This window comes from Streptomyces sp. NPDC060205 (assembly GCF_042728395.1).
GTDB lineage: Bacteria > Actinomycetota > Actinomycetes > Streptomycetales > Streptomycetaceae > Streptomyces.
The window spans coordinates 1-15,435 of the sequence record NZ_JBHWZP010000085.1 but is presented as its reverse complement, the minus strand read 5'-3'; the positions used below and the strand labels follow the sequence as shown (position 1 = coordinate 15,435).

The 15,435-nt window shown below is 72.0% G+C and carries 13 protein-coding genes; all 13 read left to right on the top strand.

Annotation, left to right across the window (positions count from 1 at the left end):
• Positions 1-131 precede the first annotated feature (131 nt).
• The gene (locus tag ACFWGJ_RS17405; protein ID WP_387325030.1) at positions 132-1,991 is read left to right on the top strand and encodes a glycoside hydrolase family 76 protein; all 1,860 of its coding nucleotides are present in this window, start codon (positions 132-134) and stop codon (positions 1,989-1,991) included.
• 79 nt (positions 1,992-2,070) lie between these two features.
• Positions 2,071-3,252, top strand: a complete 1,182-nt coding sequence (locus tag ACFWGJ_RS17400; RefSeq protein ID WP_387325027.1) for an NAD(P)/FAD-dependent oxidoreductase — start codon at positions 2,071-2,073, stop codon at positions 3,250-3,252.
• Positions 3,249-3,557 carry a (2Fe-2S)-binding protein gene (locus ACFWGJ_RS17395; protein ID WP_387325025.1) on the top strand — a complete coding sequence of 103 codons (309 nt, stop codon included), beginning with the start codon at positions 3,249-3,251 and terminating at the stop codon, positions 3,555-3,557. The genes ACFWGJ_RS17400 and ACFWGJ_RS17395 overlap by 4 nt, the downstream gene beginning before the upstream one ends.
• Positions 3,550-4,944 (top strand): FAD-dependent oxidoreductase, encoded by a 1,395-nt coding sequence (locus ACFWGJ_RS17390; protein ID WP_387325022.1) that lies wholly within the window; start codon positions 3,550-3,552, stop codon positions 4,942-4,944. Before ACFWGJ_RS17395 ends, ACFWGJ_RS17390 begins: the two co-directional genes overlap by 8 nt.
• 117 nt (positions 4,945-5,061) lie before the next feature.
• The gene (locus ACFWGJ_RS17385) at positions 5,062-5,979 is read left to right on the top strand and encodes a dihydrodipicolinate synthase family protein (protein WP_387325019.1); all 918 of its coding nucleotides are present in this window, start codon (positions 5,062-5,064) and stop codon (positions 5,977-5,979) included.
• 34 nt (positions 5,980-6,013) lie between these two features.
• Complete coding sequence (locus tag ACFWGJ_RS17380; RefSeq protein ID WP_387325016.1) at positions 6,014-7,015, top strand: proline racemase family protein; 1,002 nt, start codon at positions 6,014-6,016, stop codon at positions 7,013-7,015.
• 229 nt (positions 7,016-7,244) lie between these two features.
• Positions 7,245-7,922 (top strand): GntR family transcriptional regulator, encoded by a 678-nt coding sequence (locus ACFWGJ_RS17375; RefSeq protein ID WP_387325014.1) that lies wholly within the window; start codon positions 7,245-7,247, stop codon positions 7,920-7,922.
• Between the two features lie 95 nt (positions 7,923-8,017).
• The gene (locus ACFWGJ_RS17370; protein WP_387325011.1) at positions 8,018-9,703 is read left to right on the top strand and encodes an immune inhibitor A domain-containing protein; all 1,686 of its coding nucleotides are present in this window, start codon (positions 8,018-8,020) and stop codon (positions 9,701-9,703) included.
• 46 nt (positions 9,704-9,749) lie between these two features.
• On the top strand, positions 9,750-10,586 hold the full coding sequence (locus ACFWGJ_RS17365; protein WP_387325008.1) for a M55 family metallopeptidase: 837 nt from the start codon (positions 9,750-9,752) through the stop codon (positions 10,584-10,586).
• Between the two features lies 1 nt (position 10,587).
• The gene (locus ACFWGJ_RS17360; RefSeq protein ID WP_387325005.1) at positions 10,588-11,922 is read left to right on the top strand and encodes a M20/M25/M40 family metallo-hydrolase; all 1,335 of its coding nucleotides are present in this window, start codon (positions 10,588-10,590) and stop codon (positions 11,920-11,922) included.
• Positions 11,923-11,967: 45 nt separating this feature from the next.
• Positions 11,968-13,977: a prolyl oligopeptidase family serine peptidase gene (locus tag ACFWGJ_RS17355; protein ID WP_387325002.1), complete on the top strand. Its 2,010-nt coding sequence runs from the start codon at positions 11,968-11,970 to the stop codon at positions 13,975-13,977.
• A gap of 52 nt (positions 13,978-14,029) precedes the next feature.
• Positions 14,030-14,959, top strand: a complete 930-nt coding sequence (locus ACFWGJ_RS17350; RefSeq protein ID WP_387325064.1) for an LD-carboxypeptidase — start codon at positions 14,030-14,032, stop codon at positions 14,957-14,959.
• A 61-nt stretch (positions 14,960-15,020) separates the two neighbouring features.
• A complete protein-coding gene (locus ACFWGJ_RS17345) occupies positions 15,021-15,269 on the top strand; it encodes a DUF1049 domain-containing protein (protein ID WP_387324999.1) in 249 nt (82 codons plus the stop codon).
• The last annotated feature ends 166 nt before the right edge of the window (positions 15,270-15,435 follow it).

Below are 15,435 nucleotides of genomic sequence, written 5' to 3'. Positions count from 1 at the left end.
CGGAAGCCGTTCCAAGTCTCCGGGAAGTTCGGTCGTAGGTGTCGTTTGACATGGGCACGATCTAAATGGCGGTTCCCCGGCGGGCCGCCGCGGCCCTTCCGTGCACGGCTTCCTCAGAGAGGCGATACGTCATGGCGGCACGCCACCACCCCCTCGTCGGCGGACTCCTGGCCCTGTTCCTGGCCCTGACCGGCCTGATCGCTCTTCCTCCCGCCCCCGCCCATGCCGCGGCACCGGTCTGCGCCCTGGTGTGCGACACGCTCGACCCCTCCAAGGCGCAGCAGGACACGTTCCCGGTGCCGAACAGGACCATCAACGGCAGAACCCTGCGGCTGCACGTCTCCGACCCGGACAGCGCGGCCTGGGCGAGCATCGACAACGGCGTGGCGGGTGACGCGGTCTGGCTGGACCGCTCCTGGGACCGGGGCGCCACCTGGGACGGGCTGCTCGGCAAGGCGAGCGTCCCCGCTTCCTGGACCGGCACCCGCACCCTCATGTACAACATCACCGACCCGGTCGCACACCGGCGCGGATGGATCCGCGCCTGCGGTGACGCCGCCGGGGTGACCTGCACCGACTGGGTGTACCCGAAGGTGTGCGACGGCACGGCCTGCGACGGCGCCGACCCCGCCACGGCGGCAGGCGACGACACCCCGGTCCCCGCCACCACGCTCTTCGGCCGCACCATCAGCCTGCACGTCGACCAGCGCGGCGGCACGGCCTGGGGCGTCATCGCGGGCGGCGGCGCGGGCGACGAGATATGGCTCGACCGCTCCTGGGACGGCGGAGCGAGCCATCCCGAGGGCTCCTCCCTCGGCCGTACGAGCGTGTCCTCCGGGGCCACCTCCACCCGGACCGCCCTGTTCGCCACCCGGGACCCGCGCGGCCTGCTGTACGGCGGGGCGGTCCGCGCCTGCGGTCGTGAGGCCGCCCACCAGGAGGGCAGCTGCACGGCCTGGGCGAGGCCCGCACCGACCCGGGCGCGCGGGGCGGCGGACGCGCTGATGGCCTCGTACCGGACCGATGAGGGCTGGTGGCGCAGCAGTTGGTGGAACTCCGCCGTCGCGCTCACCTCGGTCGTCGAGTTCGCCGAGCAGAGCGGGCGGCACGACTACGACTGGGCCATCGCCCGTACCTACGAACAGAACCGGGGTGTCTTCCCCGCGGGCGGGCGCAGTTCGGACCCGATCGAGGGGCACTTCATCAGCCGGGCGATCGACGACGCGGGCTGGTGGGCGGTGGCCTGGCTGACGGCGTACGACTACACGGGCGACCGGCGCTATCTGGAGGAAGCGGTCACCATCACGAACTACGTCCACCAGTACTGGGACACCGGCAGCTGCGGCGGCGGTGTGTGGTGGGACCGGGAGCGCACCTACAAGAACGCCGTGACCAACGGGCTCTACCTGTGGCTCACCACCTCGCTGCACCAGCGGATCAGCGGCGACACCGTGTGGGGCGCCCGCGCGACCACGGCCGCGGACTGGTACCTCGCCAGCGGGATGATCAACTCCTCGGGTCTCGTCAACGACGGGATCACCTCGGGCTGTGCCAACAACGGCCAGACCGTGTGGAGTTACAACCAGGGGCTCGCCATCGGCGCCTTCACCCAGCTGTGGCGGTCGACGGGGAGCAGCCGGTACCTGGACACGGCGAAGCGGCTGGCCGACACCGCGATCTCCTCACCGGCGCTGACCCGAGGCGGCGTACTCACCGAGTCCTGCGACCTCGGCACGGCCTCCTGCGACGACAACCAGAAGCAGTTCAAGGGCATCTTCGTACGCCACCTCGCCGACCTCGCGGACGCCACGGCCTCGACCGCGTACAAGGCGTACGTCACCAAGCAGGCCGACTCCATCTGGACGACCGACCGGGACACGCTCAACCGCCTCGGTCAGCGCTGGTCGGGGGCCGCGCCCAACGTCTCGGACTGGCGCACCCAGGCGAGCGCCCTGGAGGCGCTGACGGCCGCCGGACGGCTGGCGGGCTGAGGGTGCGGGCCGAGTGCGCGAGACGGGGAGCGCTGCGAGGGGGGTGTGCACGGGCAGGGGTATGTGACATATTACTGACGTGAGCAACTCGCTGACCTGCGATGTCGTGGTCGTCGGGGCCGGAATGGTAGGGGCGGCGACCGCCCTGTACGCGGCCCGGGCGGGGCTGAGTGCCGTCCTGGTGGACCGTGGTCCGGTGGCGGGCGGCACCACCGGTTCCGGCGAGGGCAACCTCCTGGTCTCCGACAAGGAACCCGGCCCCGAACTCGAACTCGCCCTGCTCTCCGGCCGGTTGTGGGCCGACCTCGCCGCCGAGCCCGGCGTGGGCGAGTCCGTCGAGTACGAGGCCAAGGGCGGACTCGTCGTCGCCTCCGCGCCCGCGGGACTGGCGGCGCTGGAGGAACTGGCCGCCGCACAGCGCTCGGCCGGGGTCCGGGCCGATTCCGTCGGCCCGGACCATCTGCACGACCTCGAACCGTACTTGGCGCACGGCCTCGCGGGTGGCGTGCTCTACCCGCAGGACGCCCAGGTGATGCCGACCCTCGCGGCGGCCCGTCTCGTCCGGCTCGCCCGCACGGCCGGTGCCTCGCTGCGGACCGGCTGGACGGTGACGGACGTGCTGCGCACGGCGTCGGGGGCGGTGCGCGGTGTCCGTACCCCGCACGGCGACCTGCACGCCCCCGCGGTCGTCAACGCGGCCGGGACCTGGGGCGGGGAACTGGCCGCGCTGGCCGGGGTGTCCCTGCCCGTCCTGCCCCGGCGCGGCTTCGTCCTCGTCACCGAACCCCTGCCCCGCAGGGTGCACCACAAGGTGTACGCGGCGGACTACGTGGCCGACGTGGCCAGCGACTCGGCGGCGCTGCAGACCTCCCCGGTCGTCGAGGGAACGGCGGCGGGCCCCGTACTGATCGGTGCCAGCCGGGAAAGGGTCGGCTTCGACCGCTCCTTCTCGCTGCCCGTCACCCGGGAACTCGCGGCCGGCGCGACCCGGCTGTTCCCCTTCCTGGCGGAGGTGCGGGCCATGCGCGCCTACCTCGGCTTCCGTCCGTACATGCCCGACCATCTGCCCGCCGTCGGGCCCGACGCGCGGGTGCCCGGCCTCTTCCACGCCTGCGGGCACGAGGGCGCGGGCATCGGACTCGCCACCGGTACCGGCCACTTGATCGCCCAGGTGCTGGCGGGCAGGACGCCCGATCTGGATCTCGCGCCGTTCCGCCCCGACCGTTTTACCGATCTCGATCCCGAGGAGTTCCGCTCGTGACGCCGCGTACTCCGCTCAGGCTGGTCCGGGCCCGGCCCGAACCGCCGTTCACCGTGACGTTCGACGAGCGGGAGCTGGCCGTTCTCCCCGGTCAGACGATCGCCGCCGCCCTGTGGTCCGCGGGCGTCATGTCCTGGCGCACGACCCGGGGGAGCGGTGAACCGCGCGGCGTCTTCTGCGGGATCGGGGTGTGCTTCGACTGTCTGCTGACCGTCAACGGGCGCCCCAACCAACGGGCCTGCCTGGTACGGGCGGAACCGGGTGACGTGATCCGAAGCCAGGAAGGGACCGGACGGCATGAGTGAACGACCCCGCCTCGCGGTGATCGGCGCCGGACCCGCCGGGCTGGCCGCCGCCCTCGCCGCTGCGGCACGCGGTGCGGCGGTGACCCTGGTCGACGCCGCCCCGGACGCGGGCGGCCAGTTCTACCGGCAGCCCGCCGCCGGGCTCGGTGCCCGGCGCCCCGGCGCCCTGCACCACCAGTGGCGTACGTGGGAGCGGCTCCGCGACGGACTGGCGACGCACGTCGGAGCGGGGCGGATCACGCACCTGACGGAACATCATGTGTGGTGCGTGGAGCGGGAATCCGCAGCCTTCGCCGTGCACGCCCTGCTCGGGCCCGAGCAGGAGGAGTCCGTCGTGGTCCGGGCCGACGCCGTGCTCCTCGCGACCGGCGGCTACGAGAAGGTGCTGCCGTTCCCCGGCTGGACCCTCCCCGGAGTCGTCACCGCGGGCGGGGCGCAGGCCATGCTGAAGAGCGGACTCGTGCTGCCGGGCCGTACCGCCGTGGTCGCCGGTACCGGGCCGCTGCTGATGCCCGTGGCCGTCGGACTGGCCGCGGCCGGGGCGAAGGTGGCCGCCCTCGTGGAGTCAGCCGACCCCAAGGACCTCGTACGGCATGCGCGGGTCCTCGCCGCCCATCCGGACAAGCTCGCCGAAGGCGCCCGGTACGCCGCCGAGTTGGCGCGCCACCGGGTCAAGGTCCAGGTCCGCCACACCGTCGTCGCGGCGCACGGGACCGACCGGCTGGAAGCCGTGACCGTGGCCGCGCTCGACACCGATGGACGGGTCAGGGAAGGCAGCGAGCGGCGTGTTGCCTGCGACAGCCTCGCCGTCGGACACGGCATGCTGCCGCACACCGACCTCGCCGAGACGCTCGGCTGCCGCCTCGACGGGGTGAGCGTCGCCGTGGACGACGAACAGCGCACGGACGTACCGGGCGTCTGGGCCGCCGGTGAGGCCACCGGGATCGGCGGCGCCGCGCTCTCGCTGGCCGAGGGCCGGATCGCGGGCCTGTCCATCGCGGCGCGGCTCGACTCCCGTGCGCCCGAGCCCAGTTCCTACGCACGGGCCGCGAAGGCGCGCTCCGGACTGCGGGAGTTCTTCGCTGCCGTCGACAACGTCTGTACGCCGCCCGACCGTTGGGTGGAACGGGTCGGCGACGACACCCTCGTGTGCCGGTGCGAGGAGGTGCCGGCCGCCGCGATCCGGGAGGCCGTCGACGAACTCGGCGCGGGAGACGTCCGTACGGTGAAACTGCTGACCCGGGCCGGGATGGGCTGGTGCCAGGGCCGGATGTGCGGTCCCGCGGTGGCGGGGCTCGCGGGGTGTGCGCCGACACCGGCGCGGCGGCCCTTCGCGCGGCCGGTGCCGCTCGGTGTGCTGGCGCGCGAGCCCGGCGAAGCCGTGTGACCCGCCTGACCTCTCCTGACCTGCGCGGTGCCGCGCGAACCTACTGGCGATCACGCCCCCATGCCCCACGCCTCACGCCGCATGCCCCATGACCCCAAGGATTGGACGGGAACCCTGATGACCGACACGACGGACACGACCGACCAGACCCTCCACCGACCCTGGCGCGGTGTTCTCGTCGCCACCGCCCTTCCGCTCAGGGACGACCTCTCCGTCGACCTCGACGCGTACGCCGACCACTGCGCGTGGCTCGTGGCGAACGGCTGCGACGGTGTCGTACCGAACGGCTCGCTCGGTGAGTACCAGGTGCTGACTCCCGAGGAGCGCGCCAAGGTCGTGGAGACGGCCGTGGCGGCGATCGGCGGCTCGCGCGTGATGCCCGGCGTCGCCGCGTACGGCTCCGCCGAGGCCCGGCGCTGGGCCGAGCAGGCGCGTGACGCGGGCTGCGCCTCCGTGATGCTGCTGCCCCCGAACGCCTACCGGGCCGACGAGCGTTCGGTGCTCGCGCACTACGCGGAGGTCGCGAAGGCCGGGCTGCCGATCGTGGCGTACAACAACCCGATCGACACCAAGGTCGACCTGGTGCCCGAACTGCTCGCCAAGCTGCACGGCGAGGGGTACATCCACGGGGTCAAGGAGTTCTCCGGCGATGTGCGGCGGGCCTATCGCATCGCCGAACTCGCTCCGGATCTCGACCTGTTGATCGGCGCCGACGATGTCCTGCTGGAACTGGCGGTCGCCGGGGCCAAGGGCTGGGTCGCCGGATACCCGAACGCGCTGCCCGCCGCGTCCGTCGAGCTGTACCGCGCCGCCGTCCGGGGCGACCTCGACACCGCGCTGCCCCTCTACCGGCAGCTGCACCCGCTGCTGCGCTGGGACTCCCAGGTGGAGTTCGTCCAGGCCATCAAGCTGTCGATGGACATCGTCGGGCGGTACGGCGGGCCGGTGCGTCCGCCGCGCGTGCCGTTGCGGGCCGACCAGGAGGCCGCCGTCCGGGCCGCCACGGAGAAGGCCGTGGCGGCCGGACTCGGCTGAGGGGGAGAGGGAGTCAGGGAGAGGGAGGCAGTTCATGCGGAGCAAACTCGTCCTGCACGCCGTCGATTCGCACACCGAGGGCATGCCGACGCGGGTGATCACCGGCGGTATCGGCACGATTCCCGGCGCGACGATGAACGAGCGGCGGCTGTACTTCCGTGAACACCGCGACGACATCAAGCAGTTGCTGATGAACGAACCCCGCGGTCACTCGGCGATGAGCGGCGCGATCCTGCAGCCGTCCACCCGGCCCGACTGCGACTTCGGCGTCATCTACATCGAGGTGTCGGGCTATCTGCCGATGTGCGGGCACGGGACGATCGGGGTCGCGACCGTCCTCGTGGAGACCGGCATGGTCGAGGTCGTCGAGCCCGTGACGACCATCCGGCTCGACACGCCGGCCGGGCCCGTCGTCGCCGAGGTCGCCGTGGAGGACGGGGCGGCGCGGTCGGTCACGCTCTGGAACGTGCCGTCCTTCGCCGTCGCCCTCGACCGGAAGATCGAGCTCGCGGACGGGCGGACGGTGACGTACGACCTCGCCTACGGCGGGAACTTCTACGCGATTCTGCCGCTCGACCAGTTCGGGCTGCCGTTCGACCGGGCTCGTAAGGACGACATCCTCGCTGCCGGCCTTTCGTTGATGGACGCCATCAATGCCGAAGGGGAGCCGGTTCATCCGGAGGATTCCAGCATCAGGGGCTGTCATCATGTGCACCTGGTCGCGCCCGGGTCGACGGCTCGGCACTCCCGGCATGCGATGGCGATTCATCCGGGGTGGTTCGACCGGTCGCCCTGCGGGACGGGGACGAGTGCGCGGATGGCGCAGTTGTATGCGCGGGGCGAACTCGGTCTGGAGACCGAGTTCTTGAACGAGTCGTTCATCGGGACGCGGTTCAGTGGGCGGTTGCATGGGACCACGGAGGTGGGTGGGGTGGCGGCTGTGCTGCCCAGCTTCACGGGGCGGGCGTGGGTCACCGGGACCGCTCAGTATCTTCTTGATCCTACGGATCCGTTTCCGGCGGGGTTTGTGTTGTAGGCCGGGGAGGGGGGCGGGTGGGTTGTGTGGTGCGGCTCAAGGATTGCGCAGTTCCCCGCGCCCCTGAAGACAAAGGACTGCGCAGTTCCCCGCGCCCCTGAAGACAAAGGACTGCGCAGTTCCCCGCGCCCCCAAAGACAAAAGATTGCGCCGTTCCCCGCGCCCCTAAAGGCGCCGGTCCCCGCGCCCCTGAAGTGCCTGAAGTATCTGAAGCCCTAGGAGATCGTCCATGGTTGGCCAGCGTGTTGGCGGTCCTGTCCTTCCCGCTGTGGGGGGTAGGAAGCCCAGTTATCGGGAGCGGGTCGCCGATGCTTTGCGGGCTGCTCTTATCGCGGGGGAGCTGCGGCCCGGTGAGGTGCACTCCGCGCCCGCTCTCGCCGCCCGGTTCGGGGTGTCCGCCACCCCCGTGCGGGAGGCCCTGCTCGACCTCGCCAAGGAGGGGCTCGTCGACACCGTGCCCAACAAGGGGTTTCGGGTCACCGCCGTGTCCGAGAAGCAGCTGGACGAGTACACGCACATCCGCTCGCTGATCGAGATCCCCACCACCGTGGGCCTCGCCGCCTCCGCGGCCCCCGCCGATCTGGCGGCGCTGCGGCCCGTCGCGCAGGAGATCGTCACGGCCGCGGCGGCCGGTGACCTCATCGCGTACGTCGAGGCCGACATCCGCTTCCACCTCGGCCTGCTCGCCCTCGCCGGCAACGAGCACCTCGTCGAGGTCGTCGGCGACCTCCGCAAGCGGTCCCGGCTGTACGGACTGCACGCACTCGTCGAGGCGGGACGTCTGGAGGCCTCCGCCGAGGAGCACCTGGAGATCCTGGATGCGCTGGTCGCCCGCGACGAGGGGGCGGTACGTGCTGTCATGACACGTCATCTCGGGCATGTACGGGGGTTGTGGGCGGCGGAGTGACCGCTTCGGCGACACGCTGTCCGGCAACGTGGCGTGGGTGCGTCCTCATGCTCTCCTGAGTGCGGTCCGGGACCGGGAGCGTGAGGAGGACGCACGTGAGTGAGTGGACGCGTGGGGCGGTGGTCGCCGCCGCTGTGGCCGTGGCCGTGTGCGCCCCGGCCCCCGACGCCGCGGCACAGGCATGGGGGCCGCGCCCCCGAACCAACGTTGCGCAGTTCCCCGCGCTCCTGTCGGGGCCGGTGCGCGCCCAGGACAAGATCTTCGTGCTGCCCGTCGAGTTCGCCGACTACACGCACAATCGGATCCCCGAACCCGACCGCTCCGTCGACAACTCCACCGTCTGGACCGCCGACTACAGCCCCGCCTACTACCAGCGGCAGATCTTCGGCGCGGCCGGTGGCGCAGTCGGTGGCTCCGGCGGCTCAGGGGACACCCTCAAGGGGTACTACGAGCGGCAGTCCAGCGGTGCCTACACCATCACCGGCACCGTCCACGGCTGGACGCGCGTGGACCAGCCCCTCGCGCACTACGGCACCGACACCTGCGAGAAGCAGGGCAAGGCGATCTCGACGTACTACTGCAACCAGCAGCTCGTCACGGACGGGCTCGACCAGTGGTACGAGGACCAGCGTGCCACCGGCCGGACCGTCGCCTCACTGCGTAAGTACCTGGCCACGTACGACACCTGGGACCGCTACGACCACGACCGGGACGGGAACTTCGACGAGCCCGACGGCTATCTCGACCGTGTGATGCTGATGTTCGCGGGGGAGTCGCAGGTCAACGGCGGCGGTGTCAACGGCTCCGACGCCATCGGGTCCCACCGCGGAACCGTCAGCCATCTGCAGACCGGCGCCGGCGAGCTGGGCCCGGCGGGCGGGCGCAAGGGCGGCGGCAGCGAGATCGGTGACTCCGGGATCTGGGTCGACGACTACACCATGACGAATGAGAACCGGGGCCTGGGCACCCTGGCCCACGAGTACGGCCACGACCTCGGGCTTCCCGACCTGTACGACACCTCGGGCGTCGAGAACTCCACCGGCTTCTGGTCGGTCATGGCACAGGGGTCGCTCCTGTCGAGCGACAGTGAACTCGCCGCCCATCCCGCCGACTTGGGGGCCTGGGCCCGGCTTCGGCTGGGATGGCTCGACCACGTGACCGTCAAGGCCGGAGCCTCCGCCACCGTCACGCTCAACCCCCTGTCCGTGCCCTCCTCGACCGCCGGCCCCGAGGCCCTTCTGGTCAACCTGCCGGCCGACGCGGACGGCAACGCCCGCTACTACGTCGTCGAGAACAGGCAGTACGTGGGGGAGGACAGGTTCCTCAAGTCGAGTCCCTTCCAGTGGGGTTGGGCGCCCGGGAAGCCCCGGTTCAAGGAGCGGCTGCACTACGAGAGCGGTGTGCTCATCTGGTACTGGAACACCAAGTACCGCGACAACAAGACGCGGACGAACGGCGGTTACGGGCGGATCCTGCCGATCGACGCCCACGCCGAACCCGCGCGGACCGCCTCCGGAGCGGTGATCCGAGGACGCCTCCAGACGTACGACGCGCCCTTCGGGCTGCGGCCCACCTCCCCGCTCGTCTTCCACCTGGGCGGGGTGCGGACGGTGATCCCGGCCCGGCCCGGCGTCCCGGTCTTCGACGACCTCAAAGGGATCCATCACTACGACACCGCGCCCTACGCGTCCAGCCATGACGCCGACTCCGGCACCACCATCACCGTGGACGAGGAACATGCCGACGGCCGAGTGAAGGTTTCGGTCGGTTCGACCGGCTGACCGCCCGGGCCTGTGGAGCGCATCGCGACTGCGATACAACTGGAGCATGGTAAAGATCCTCATCAGTGCCGACATGGAGGGCGCCACCGGGGTGACCTGGCCGGCCGACGTGCAGCCGGGCGCCCCCGAGTGGGAGCGGTGCCGTTCGATGTTCACCTCGGACGTGAACGCCGCTGTCCTCGGCTTCTTCGACGGCGGCGCCGACGAGGTCCTCATCAACGAGGCCCACTCGACCATGCGCAACCTGCTCCTGGAGCAACTGGACGAACGGGCCCAGATGCTCACCGGGCGGCACAAATCGCTCTCCATGGTCGAGGGTGTGCAGCACGGCGACGTCGACGGCATCGCCTTCGTCGGCTACCACGCGGGCGCCGGCATGGAGGGCGTCCTCGCCCACACCTACCTCGCCAACTCGATCACCGGCGTGTGGGTCGACGACGAGCGCGCCAGCGAGGGCCTGCTCAACGCGCACGTCGTCGCCGAGTACGGAGTCCCCGTCGTGCTGGTCACCGGCGACGACGTGGCCTGCGAGGACGCCCTCGGCTACGCGCCCGAGGCCCTGAAGGTCGCCGTCAAGGACCATGTCTCGCGGTACGCGGCCGTGTGCCGCACCCCGGCCCGTACGGCGGCGGACATCCGCTCGGCGGCCAAGGAGGCGGCACGCCTCGCGGTGCGGCACGAGCCCCACCGGGCAGGCCCCTTCACGGTGGCCCTGGAGTTCGACGCCGAGCACCTGGCCCTGTCGGCCACCGTCGTCCCGGGCGTCGAGCGGACCGGGGAACGCAAGGTGGCGTACACCAGCGCCACGATGTACGAGGGCATCCGGACCTTCAAGGCGGTCACCACGATCGTCTCGGCCGCCGTGGAGGAGAACTATGGCTGACATGAGCGTGATACAGCGGACGGCCGTCGACGAGCAGGCCCTGGACGAGGTCGTCCGGTTCACCTCCGACCTGATCCGTATCGACACCACCAACCGCGGGGGCGGCGACTGCCAGGAGCGGCCGGCCGCCGAGTACGCCGCCGCCCTCCTCGCCGAGGCCGGGCTTGAGCCGACCCTCCTGGAGCGCACCAAGGGGCGTACGAACGTCGTCGCGCGCCTGGAGGGCACCGACCCGTCCGCCGACGCGCTGCTCGTCCACGGCCACCTGGACGTCGTACCCGCGCAGGCGGAGGACTGGAGCGTCCACCCGTTCTCCGGCGAGATCCGCGACGGGGTCGTCTGGGGACGCGGCGCGGTCGACATGAAGAACATGGACGCGATGATCCTCGCGGTCGTCCGGCAGTGGGCGCGCGCAGGCGTACGCCCCCGCCGCGACCTCGTGATCGCGTTCACCGCGGACGAGGAGGCGAGCGCCGAGGACGGCTCGGGCTTCCTCGCCGACCAGCACGCCGGGCTCTTCGCGGGCTGCACCGAGGGCATCAGCGAGTCCGGGGCGTTCACCTTCCACGACGGCGCCGGACGCCAGCTGTACCCCCTCGCTGCGGGGGAGCGCGGCACCGGCTGGCTGAAGCTCACCGCACGCGGCCGGGCGGGCCACGGCTCCAAGGTGAACCGGTCCAACGCGGTGACCCGGCTCGCCGCCGCCATCGCGCGGATCGGCGACCACGAGTGGCCCGTACGGCTCACCCCGACCGTCCGCGCGGCACTCACCGAACTCGCCGCGCTGTACGGCGTCGAGCCTGCTCTCGACGGCCCCGGCGGGGTCGACCGGCTGCTGGAGAAGCTCGGACCCGCCGCCTCCCTCGTCGAGGCGACGGTCCGCAACAGCGCCAACCCGACCATGCTGGACGCCGGTTACAAGGTCAACGTGATCCCCGGGGAGGCCGTCGCCCACGTCGACGGACGCTTCCTGGCCGGTACGGAGGACGAGTTCCGGGACACGCTCGACCGGCTCACCGGGCCGGACGTGGACTGGGAGTTCGTCCACCGCGAGGTCGCCCTGCAGGCGCCGCTGGACTCGACGACGTACGCCCGGATGCGGGCGGCCGTGGAGGAGTTCGCGCCCGAGGGGAACGTCGTGCCGTACTGCATGTCGGGCGGCACGGACGCCAAGCAGTTCTCCCGCCTCGGCATCACCGGCTACGGTTTCGCGCCGCTCAAGCTCCCGCCGGGCTTCGACTACCAGGCCCTCTTCCACGGGGTCGACGAACGGGTGCCCGTGGAGGCACTGCATTTCGGAGTCCGGGTACTCGACCGCTTCCTGCGCACGGCCTAGGAAGAGCCGGCCCAGGAAAAACGGGACAAAGGGAAAAGGAAGAAAATGGGGGACACAGTGCAGACGACGGCCTACGGTTCCTGGCCCTCGCCCATCGACGCGGCGCTGGCCGCCGCGCACGACGGGCACCCCGACTTCGTCGGCTTCGTCGGCGACGAGGCGTGGTGGACCGAACCCCGGCCCGCCGAGGGCGGACGCCGCACCCTGGTGCGCCGCCTCGCCGACGGCACGGAGGAGTCGGTGCTGCCCGCCCCGTGGAACGTCCGCAGCCGCGTCATGGAGTACGGCGGACAGCCCTGGACCGGCACGCTCGGCGAGGACGGCCCGCTGATCGTCTTCGTCGACTTCGCCGACCAGCGCCTGTACGTGTACGAGCCCGCCGACCCCGGCAGCGGCCCGCGCCCCCTCACCCCCGTGTCCTCCGTCGGCGGCGGACTGCGCTGGGTGGACCCGCAGGTGCGCCTCGAACGCGGCGAGGTCTGGTGCGTACTGGAGGAGTTCACCGGCGACGGACCCAGCGACGTGCGGCGGCTCGTCGCCGCGGTGCCGCTCGACGGCTCGGCCGCCGAGGACCGGACCGCGGTGCGCGAACTCACCGACGACCGGCACCGGTTCGTCACCGGGCCGCGGATCTCGCCCGACGGGCGGCGCGCCGCCTGGCTGGCCTGGGACCACCCGCGGATGCCATGGGACGGCACCGAACTGCTGGTGGCCGAGGTCGGCTCCGACGGATCCCTGGGGGAGCCCCGGACGGTCGCGGGCGGCCCCGACGAGGCGATCGCCCAGGCCGACTGGGGCCGCGACGGCTGTCTCCTGTACTCCAGCGACCGCAGCGGCTGGTGGAACCTCTACCGGGCCTCCGGCGACGCTACCGACGGCGACGAGGCGCCCTTTGCCCTGTGCACCCGCGAGCAGGAGTTCGGCGGCCCGCTGTGGACGGTCGGCCGCCGCTGGTTCGCGCCGCTGGACAGCGGCCTGATCGCCGTCGTGCACGGCCGGGGCGCCACCGCGCTCGGCATCCTCGACCCGGAGAGCGGCGAGGTCGTCGACGCGGCCGGCCCCTGGAGCGAGTACGAGCCGACCCTCGCCGTCGACGGCAGCCGCGTCGTCACCGTCGCCGCCAGCCCGCGCAGCGCGTACGAGGTCGTCGAACTGGACGCCCGCACCGGACGGGCCCGTGTCGTGGGAGCCCGGCACAACGACCCGGTGGACCCCGCCTACTACCCGGAACCGCAGATCCGTACGTTCTCCGGGCCCGCCGGGCGGGAGATCCACGCGCACATCTACCCGCCCCACCACCCCGGCCATGTGGCCCCCGGCAATGTGCTCCCGCCCTATGTGGTCTGGGCACATGGCGGACCCACAGGGCGCTCCCCGCTCGTCCTCGACCTGCAGATCGCCTACTTCACCTCGCGCGGTATCGGGGTCGCCGAGGTCAACTACGGCGGCTCCACCGGATACGGGCGCGAGTACCGCAACCGGCTGCGCGAGCAGTGGGGTGTCGTGGACGTCGAGGACTGCGCGGCCGTCGCGCTCGCCCTCGCCGAGGAGGGCACCGCCGACCGTGACCGGCTGGCCGTCCGGGGCGGCAGCGCGGGCGGCTGGACCGCCGCCGCCTCGCTGGTCGCCACCGACGTGTACGCGTGCGGGACGATCCTCTACCCCGTCCTCGACCTGGTGGGCTGGGGTGTGGGCGAGACACATGACTTCGAGTCCCAGTACCTGGAGAGTCTGATCGGGCCGCGCGCCGAGGTGCCCGCCCGGTACGCGGAACGGTCGCCCACCGAGCACGCCGACAAGGTCACCGCGCCCTTCCTGCTCCTCCAGGGCCTCGACGACGTGATCTGCCCGCCCGCGCAGTGCGAGCGGTTCCTCGCCAGGCTGGAGGAACGGGCGCGGTCCGTGCCGCATGCCTACATCACCTTCGAGGGCGAGGGACACGGGTTCCGCCGCAGCGACACGATGGTCCGCGCCCTCGAAGCCGAACTCTCCCTGTACGCCCAGGTGTTCGGCCTCAATCCGCCCGGCGTTCCCGCACTGGAGCTCAGCAAGTGACCGGCCGTTGAATGACCGACCTGCCATCGACCGACCGTTGAGCGAACGGCCGTTGAAGGAACTCGTCAGGCCCGCGCGGCTGGTCGCCGGAGCGCGGGTCGCCGTCGTCGCACCGAGCGGGCCCGTGCCGGAGGAACGGCTCCAGGCGGGGCTCGACATCCTCCGCGGCTGGGACCTCGACCCCGTCGTGGGACCCCATGTCCTGGACCGGCACGGGACGTTCGGCTATCTGGCGGGCACGGACGCCGACCGGGCGGCCGACTTCCAGGCCGCCTGGTGCGACCCGTCGGTCGCCGCGGTGCTCTGCGCGCGCGGCGGCTACGGCGTGCAGCGCATGGCCGACCTGCTCGACTGGGACGCGCTGCGGGCCGCGGGGCCCAAGGTGCTCGTCGGCTTCAGTGACATCACGGCGCTCCACGAGGCCTTCGCGGCGCGGCTGGGGCTCGCGACCCTGCACGGTCCGATGGCCGCGGGCATCGACTTCGTCAAGAACGCCCGCGCCCAGGACCATCTCCGGGCCACCCTCTTCGCACCGGAGTCCGTCCGGACGATCAGGTCGGCCGGGCCGGCGCTGGTCCCGGGGCGGGCCGCCGGTGTCCTGCTCGGCGGCTGTCTGAGCCTGCTCGCCTCCGAACTGGGGACACCGCACGCCCGGCCCTCCGCGGGCGGCGGGCTGGTGTGCCTGGAGGACGTCGGCGAGGAGGTGTACCGCCTTGACCGGTACCTCACGCAGCTCCTGCGGGCCGGGTGGTTCGACGGCGTCGCCGGGATCCTGCTCGGGTCCTGGGAGCGGTGCGGCCCGTACGAGCGGGTGCGGGAACTGCTCCTCGACCGGCTCGGCGGACTCGGGGTGCCGATCGTCGAGGAGTTCGGGTTCGGGCACGGGGAGGGTGCGCTGACGGTTCCGTTCGGGGTGCGGGCGGAGCTGGACGCGCGTCGGGGGGCGGGGGTTCTGACGCTGGACGCGCCGGCGCTGGCCTGACGTCTCACCCGGAGGGACCGCCCACCGTGCGTGGCCTCGGCTCCCAGCCCATCCTGTTCGCATGAACCCGAAGAGTTCGCAGAACGGTGGCGGTGGTGCGGGGACCGGGCGGGGCGGTCTGCTGACGCCCGGGCGGGTGGCGGTCGTCGCGCTGGCCGTGCTCGGGCTGGTCTTCATCTTCGAGAACACGCGGGCGACGAAGATTCGGCTGCTGATTCCCGAGGTCACGATGCCGTTGTGGATGGCGTTGCTCGCCACGGCGGTGATCGGGGCGCTGTGCGGGGCGTTCTTCGTACGCCGCCGCGGGTAGCGTCCCGCGGGCCGGTTGTTCGACTGCGGCCCGGTAGGGGCGAGCCGCGCCGTTCCCCGCGCCCCTGGGGTCCGCGCGCCCATGGAATCTGCGGGCCGGTGGGGGTTGCTCGCGCAGTTCCCCGCGCCCCTAAAGACAGGGGCAGGGCCCAGCCCCTGTCTTTAGG

Bases quoted from the DNA above. Each gene is read 5' to 3' on its own strand.
- ACFWGJ_RS17365 (WP_387325008.1), top strand. From the start codon at position 9,750: ATGGTAAAGATCCTCATCAGTGCCGACATGGAGGGCGCCACCGGGGTG.
- ACFWGJ_RS17375 (WP_387325014.1), top strand. From the start codon at position 7,245: ATGGTTGGCCAGCGTGTTGGCGGTCCTGTCCTTCCCGCTGTGGGGGGT.
- ACFWGJ_RS17405 (WP_387325030.1), top strand. From the start codon at position 132: ATGGCGGCACGCCACCACCCCCTCGTCGGCGGACTCCTGGCCCTGTTC.
- ACFWGJ_RS17390 (WP_387325022.1), top strand. From the start codon at position 3,550: ATGAGTGAACGACCCCGCCTCGCGGTGATCGGCGCCGGACCCGCCGGG.
- ACFWGJ_RS17385 (WP_387325019.1), top strand. From the start codon at position 5,062: ATGACCGACACGACGGACACGACCGACCAGACCCTCCACCGACCCTGG.
- ACFWGJ_RS17345 (WP_387324999.1), top strand. From the start codon at position 15,021: ATGAACCCGAAGAGTTCGCAGAACGGTGGCGGTGGTGCGGGGACCGGG.
- ACFWGJ_RS17380 (WP_387325016.1), top strand. From the start codon at position 6,014: ATGCGGAGCAAACTCGTCCTGCACGCCGTCGATTCGCACACCGAGGGC.
- ACFWGJ_RS17360 (WP_387325005.1), top strand. From the start codon at position 10,588: ATGAGCGTGATACAGCGGACGGCCGTCGACGAGCAGGCCCTGGACGAG.
- ACFWGJ_RS17355 (WP_387325002.1), top strand. From the start codon at position 11,968: ATGGGGGACACAGTGCAGACGACGGCCTACGGTTCCTGGCCCTCGCCC.